The organism is Tsukamurella soli (assembly GCF_039541155.1).
GTDB classification, from domain to species: domain Bacteria; phylum Actinomycetota; class Actinomycetes; order Mycobacteriales; family Mycobacteriaceae; genus Tsukamurella; species Tsukamurella soli.
The window spans coordinates 1-6,672 of the sequence record NZ_BAABFR010000172.1 but is presented as its reverse complement, the minus strand read 5'-3'; the positions used below and the strand labels follow the sequence as shown (position 1 = coordinate 6,672).

2 protein-coding genes are annotated in these 6,672 nt (G+C 72.9%); one reads left to right on the top strand and one right to left on the bottom strand.

What is annotated here, in order from left to right:
* The coding region (locus ABD908_RS26270) for a fatty acid synthase subunit beta domain-containing protein (RefSeq protein ID WP_345001672.1) at positions 1 to 5,366 on the bottom strand (5,366 nt) is incomplete at its 3' end.
* Between the two features lie 330 nt (positions 5,367 to 5,696).
* Here ABD908_RS26270 and ABD908_RS26265 point away from each other — a divergent pair.
* Positions 5,697 to 6,509, top strand: a complete 813-nt coding sequence (locus ABD908_RS26265; protein ID WP_345001670.1) for an SIR2 family NAD-dependent protein deacylase — start codon at positions 5,697 to 5,699, stop codon at positions 6,507 to 6,509.
* Positions 6,510 to 6,672: the final 163 nt, after the last annotated feature.

Here is a 6,672-nt window from a genome sequence, read left to right as displayed (position 1 = left end):
GGCGCGGCAGGCGCCGACGACGGTGCCGGTGCGGCCGCGGGGGCGGCGGCCACCGGTGCGGCCGTCTCCTCGACGCCGGGCTCGTCGTCGGGGGTGTCCTCGTCGGTCGCGAACACGCGGGCGTGGTCGCGCTCGGCGTTGAGGACGGTGGCCGCCGACCGCCGGTACGAGTCCAGCGCCAGCGTGCGGCTCGCCAGGTTCGCCAGGGTCGGCGCCGATGCGACACCCACCTCGACGAACCGCTCGACGCCGAGGCCACCGTGGCTGCGGTCGACCAGCAGCAGGTCCTGGGTCTCGATCCACCGGACCGGGCTGGCGAACTGCCAGGCCAGCAGCTCGATGAGCAGCGTGCGTGCGGTCTGCATCGGCGTCGCCAGGGCCGCGCCGAAGTCCTCGACCAGCACGGCGACCGGCGCCGAGGGGACGACCGCGAGGATCGAGCGGGCGAACGACTCGGTGAGCTCGAACGGGCGCGCCACCAGGTTGGGCACGTACCGGCCGATCAGGGCCTCGTAGTCGAACTCGGCCGGGACCAGCTCCTGCAGGCGGGCCTCGAACTCCGCGACGCCCGACCGCAGCACGGTCGAGTGGAACGGGATGTCGATGCCCGGCACGATCTGGAACGCCTTGGGGCTGTCGGTGCGGTCGGCGATCGCGGACTCGAGCGCGGCAAGGCCGAGCTTGGTGCCCGCGACGGCGTACTGCGCGTTGCGCAGGTTGAGGTTGACGATCTCTGCGAACAGGGGAGAACTGGCGTCCCCAGCTCCCGCGACGGTCTTGACGAAGCCCGCGAGCTCGGCGTCGTCGACGTCGAACAGCTCGGGTCGGATCGCGGCCATGCCGTACGGGCTGCGGCCCTGGTCGTCGCGCGGGACCAGGCGCTGCATGATCGAGCCGCGGTGGAAGACCACCTCGAGGATCTTCTCCAGCGGCAGTACGCCGGCCGACGCGAGCGCGTTGTACTCGCCGACCGAGTGGCCGGCGATGATCGGCGCGTCCACGCGGGCGCCGTACTCGCCCAGCTCGGCGAGCTGGGCGACGGCCACCGTCGCCATCGCGACCTGGGTGAACTCGGTGAGGTAGAGGACCCCGTCCGGGTGCGAGTAGGTCTGGCCGTCGGCGCGCAGCGTCAGCGGGTTGTCACGCACGACGGCGAGCACCGAGAAGCCGAGCGCCTCGCGGGTGTGCGCGTCGGCGCGGTCCCAGACGGCGCGGGCGGCGGCCGAGCTGGCGCGGGCCTTGAGGCCCATTCCCTTGCTCTGGATGCCCTGGCCGGGGAAGACGTACGCGGTCACGGCCGGGAAGGCCACGGCCGATGCCGACATCACCAGGTTGTCGCCCACCTTGGCGGTCACGTCGAGCAGCTCGCCGCCGCGGTCGATGCCGACGCGCTCGACGGTCACCTGGACCTCGTCGCCGGGCAGGACCATGCCCAGGAAGCGGGTGGTCCAGCCGCGGAGCTTGCGATGCAGCACATCGTGGTCGTCGGACGCCGACGCGACCTGCTGGGCCGCGGCCGACAGCCACATGCCGTGCACGATCGGGCCGGGCAGCCCGGCGAGGGCCGCCGCTACGAACGACGTGTGGATCGGGTTGTGGTCCCCCGACACGGCCGCGAAGCCGCTCATGTCGACGGGGGCGACGATCACGGCCTGCCGGATGCGCTTGCGCGGGGTCTCGGTGGCGGACTCGCCGCGCGCGCCGCCGGCGGGCTGCGGGTCACTCAGCTCGGCCGAGCCGGTGCGGCCGCGGATCGCGAACCGCTCGGTCATGGTGATCGCGGGCTCGGCGTCGGCCGGGGCGGACGCCTCGCGGACCTCGATGCCGACGGTGACGACGGTGCCGAGGTCGGTCGCGGTCACGTCGGTGCAGGTGGCCGTGGCGCGGTAGTGGCCTGCGGCCGGCAGGGCGGCCAACTCGACGGCGTGGTCGAGGTGCACCAGGTCGAGCATGCCCTCGACGACCGGGCGGTCCTGCGCCGTGCGGGCCGCGCCGACGACAGCGAAGCTGGCCGGCCAGCACGGGCCGACGAACGCGTCGGGCACCGGGCGCTGCTCGTCGCCGAACAGCGCGGACAGCCCCCCCGGCAGGACGTCGGCGGTCAGCGCGGCGTGGTCGGCACCGTCGGCGTCGGTGAAGTCGAACTCGACGGTGGCGACGCCGTCCTCGACGACCGGCAGGTCGCCGGCGGCTGCCAGCGCGACCAGCGAGGACATCGCGGCGGCGGCGTCGTCCAGGTCGATGATCGGCACGCCACCGTCGGCGCAGGAGTCGGGCACCGCGATCGGGATGATCAGCTGCGTGCCGGACACCGGAACCTCGAGCTGCACCGAGTTGGCGCCGGTCACGCGCAGCGTGGCGCCGGTGTCGGACTGGACGGCGACGTATGCGTCACCGTCGGCGTGCACCAGCCAGCTGTCGGCCGGGCCGAGCTTGCCGATGGGACTGAGCACCAGGCGGCCCGCCCACAGCACGTTGGGCGCGGACAGGGCGTGCGCGAGCGCCGCGGACTCGACGCCGGAGCGGAAGCGGCGGCCGGGTACGCGACGGGCGGACTCGCCGGCGTCGATGAGCCGGCGGACCTGCTCGGCCTCGAACCGATCCAGTAGCTGACCGACCGGCTCGTCGACCTGCGTGATCCCCACGACGGCCTCGGGGCCGGGGATGATGCAGACCTCGTCGGCCGAGTACCGCGGCGAGTGCGCCTGCCACAGCGAGTCGGAGCGCCACCAGCGGCGGACGTCCTTGTCGATCACGGGCACGAAGTCGACCGGCTTGCCGGGGGTGCGGCAGAGCGAGGTGAAGAACGGCACATCGGCCGGGTGCAGGCGGGTGGTGGCGGCCTCCGGGTACGCCGCGAGCAGGGCGTCGAAGGCGCCGTACGCGTCGTCGGTGGCGGCGACCTCGGCGAACGCGGTCGGGATGGGGCCGCTGTCCTCGACGGCGAGGCGGGCCTCGGCGCGCTGCAGCATCGTCAGGAAGCGGGTCTGGTGGGTGATGTCCAGCCAGCCGTAGTCGCCGAAGCGGCCCGGGGTCGCACCCGCGAGCTGCTGGCGGGTACCGACGGCGAGCTCGAGGTAGCGGGCCAGCCACTCGCCGTAGGTCATGGCGTCGACGTCGCCGAAGTACGGCTTCGCGGTACCGGCCATCGCGGCGATGATCTCGTCGCGGCGCGCGGCGACCGCGTCACCGTCGCCGGCGACCTCGTCGAGCAGGCGGCCGCATGCGGACGCCGGGTTGTCGATCTCGTGGATGTCGGCGCCGAGCTGGCTGCGGCCGGAGGCCATGCCGCCCTCGGCGTGGCCCGCCCCGATCCAGGACGGCGTGCCGACCGTCTCGGCCAGGACGCGCTTGACGTCCGCCGAGGTGGTGGCCTCACGGGTCGCCATGGCTGCGGTACCGACCAGGATGCCGTCGACCGGCATCGCAGGCGCCCCGTACTTGCGGGACCAGGCGCCCGACAGGTACTCGGCCGACAGCTCGGGCGTGCCGATGCCGCCGCCGACGCAGAGGACGACGTTCGCGCGGTCGCGCAGCTCGCTGTAGGTGGCGAGCAGCAGGTCGTCGAGGTCCTCCCACGAGTGGTGGCCGCCGGCCTTGCCGCCCTCGACGTGCACGATGACCGGGTGCGCGGGCACCTCGGCCGCGATGCGCGCGACCTGGCGGATCTGCTCGACGGTACCGGGCTTGAACGCGACGTACCCGAGGCCCGCCTCGATCAGCTCGTCGACGAGGGTGGTGGCCTCCTCCAGCTCCGGGATGCCGGCGCTGATGACGACACCGTCGAGCGGGGCGCCTGCGGCACGCGCCTTCTGCACCAGGCGCTTGCCGCCGAGCTGCAGCTTCCACAGGTACGGGTCGAGGAAGAGAGCGTTGAACTGGGCGCTGCGGCCGGGCTCGAGCAGCTCGGTCAGGTTCTCCACGTTCTCGGCGAAGATGCCCTCAGTGACCTGGCCGCCGCCGGCCAGCTCGGCCCAGTGTCCGGCGTTGGCGGCGGCAGCGACGATGCCGGCGTCGACGGTGGTGGGGGTCATGCCGGCGAGCAGGATCGGGCTGCGGCCGGTGAGCTCGGTGAACCGGGTGGACAACACGGTGCGGCCGTCGGGCAGCTCGATGAGCTTCGGCGCGTACTCCGACCACGGCCGCGGCCGCTCGGGGACGCCGCCCGGCGAGAAGATGTTGCGGGCACCGCGCAGGCTGGTGGCGGGGATGATGCCGACGCCGCGGCCGCGGGCCGCGTTGGCGGCCAGGCGGGTGGCGAGGTCCTCGGGGCCGAGATCGATCAGCCAGCGGGCACCCGCGGCGATGGCGCCGTCGACCTCGGCGACCCAGTCGACGGGCTCGACCAGCACCGCGGCGGCGAGCCGCGCGGCACGGTCACCGTCGAGGCCACAGCGCTCGGCCCAGTCGCGGACCATGCTGACGCCCTCGGCGAGCGCGGGGTGGTGGAAGCCGATGTCGACGGGGATGTCCTCGAACCGCGGCGCGAACGGCGAGCCGCCGGTCAGCTTGGCCTTGCGCTCGGCCTCCTCGGCCTCGGCGACGGACCCGCAGAACTCGCGGAAGCCCGCGAGCAGCTTGGGGGTTCCGGTGAGCACGAACGAGCTGCGCGAGTTCCGGACCGAGACCACGGGGCCGCACGCGTCGAAGGCGACGGTGCCGCTGAACTCCGCGAGCAGCTCGCGGAGGCGCTCCTCGCGCACGCCGGTGACGCCCAGCATCGGGGTACCGGCACCGAGGGCGACGATGCCGCGGCGCCGGGCGACGACCCGGCCGGCCGCGCCGATCAGACGGGCGATGGCGAGCAGGTCACCCTCGGCGCCGCGGGAGGAGAACGCCTCGACAGCGAGCAGGCCCTGGGAGTGGCCGATGACGGCGACCGGGGGCACGTCCCACGGGTCGAGCCCCTGGGCCTCGAGCGCGTACAGCGCGACGAGCTGACTGAACAGGATGCCGGGCACCGACAGCACGGCGCCGTCGACGTCGGGCAGGCTCGGGCGGCGGCGCTGGCGCGGCGCCTCGTCGCCCTCGTCGGTGGTCTCCTGCTCGGCGGCCTCGATGGACACCTGGCGCCACCGCATGGGATCGAAGGCCGGGCCCTGCGCGCGCAGCATCTCGCGGGCGACGGGCGCGAGGACGCGCTCGCTGCGGCTCAGGATGCCGTCCAGGATCTCGCGGTACTCGGGGTCGTCGGCGAGTCCGGTCTGCTCGAGCAACGAGATCATGCCCGGCAGCCAGCCGCCGCCCTGCCCACCGAAGATCAGCGCATACTGCTCGCCGCTCGACAGCCGGTCCACCAGCGCATCGTTGTTGCGGGGGTTCTTTCCGACGCGGGCGGAGGCAGTTACGTAGTCATCGACAGTCATGGAACTCCTTGAGCAAAGTTTGCTGAGACCGCGTCGGCGCGGACGATTACGACACGGGCACCACACCGTGCCGGTTCCATGGAAGCACAGTTTGCGCGAGGCCTCTGACGTGCAGATATGTAACCAGTGGGTATACCCGCCAGTAGGTTATCCATCTCGATTCACGGGTGTATTCGAGCGCTGATACACCGGTGAATCGACCCTGTTCACACGCCGCTCAAGAGAAACCCGCGAGGTTTCTCGCGAGTAGCTTTCGTTATCGAATCGTTACCTTCCCGGTTTCCCGAAATCGGGAGGACATGTGCGCGTCGGCTCCCCTACCCTGGCGCCATGCAGCCCTCGACCAGACCCGCGCCCGTCGACGTCCCGCGTGCCGTCCTCGAACTGCTGCGCGGTGCCGAGACCGTGACCGCCTTCACCGGTGCCGGGATGAGCGCCGAGTCGGGGATCCCGACGTTCCGCGATGCGCAGACCGGGCTCTGGGCACGCTACTCGGCCGCGGATCTGGCCACCGTCGACGCGTGGTCGCGCGACCCGGCACTGGTGTGGGGCTGGTATCAGCATCGTGCGCGGCTGGCCCGCGCGTCCGAACCGAACGACGGTCACATCGCACTGGCGACCCTCGCCGAACGGTGCACCGTCGGGATCGTCACTCAGAACGTCGACGACCTGCACGAGCGCGCGGGGTCGAACGTGACCGCACACCTGCACGGCAGCCTGTTCGCGCCGCGCTGCCGGCACTGCGGCACGCGATCCCTACGCGCCGACGATGCCGATGCGCCGGCACCCACAGGTGATCCGGACGCACCGGATCCCGAGGCCCTGCGGCAGGAACCTCCGATGTGTGTGCACTGCCGCTGCGAGGTGCGTCCGGGCGTCGTCTGGTTCGGCGAGCCGCTGCCGGTGGACGAGTGGGGCCGCGCCGAGGCGGCCGTGCTCGCCGCCGACGTCGTCCTGGCGATCGGCACGTCGGGGGTCGTGTACCCGGCCGCCCGCCTGCCGGAGATCGCCCTGGCGACCGGGATCCCCGTGGTGGAGATCAATCCCGACGAGACGTCGCTGAGCGAGGCGGCCACGGCCTGCTGGCGTGCAACGGCGGCGACCGCGCTGCCGGCGTTGGTCGCGGCACTCAACGCCCACTGACCCGGGGGCCCGGCCACTCACCGATCACCGTCGGGCCCACCAGCGGCAACTCGCCCACCATCTCCTCTCCGTTCTCGCGGCCGATGAGGTAGCCCGGCGCGCGGTGCTCCCCGCCTCGGCCGCCGCCGCGCTGCCCCGCGGCCGCCGCGGGTGGGATCGCCAT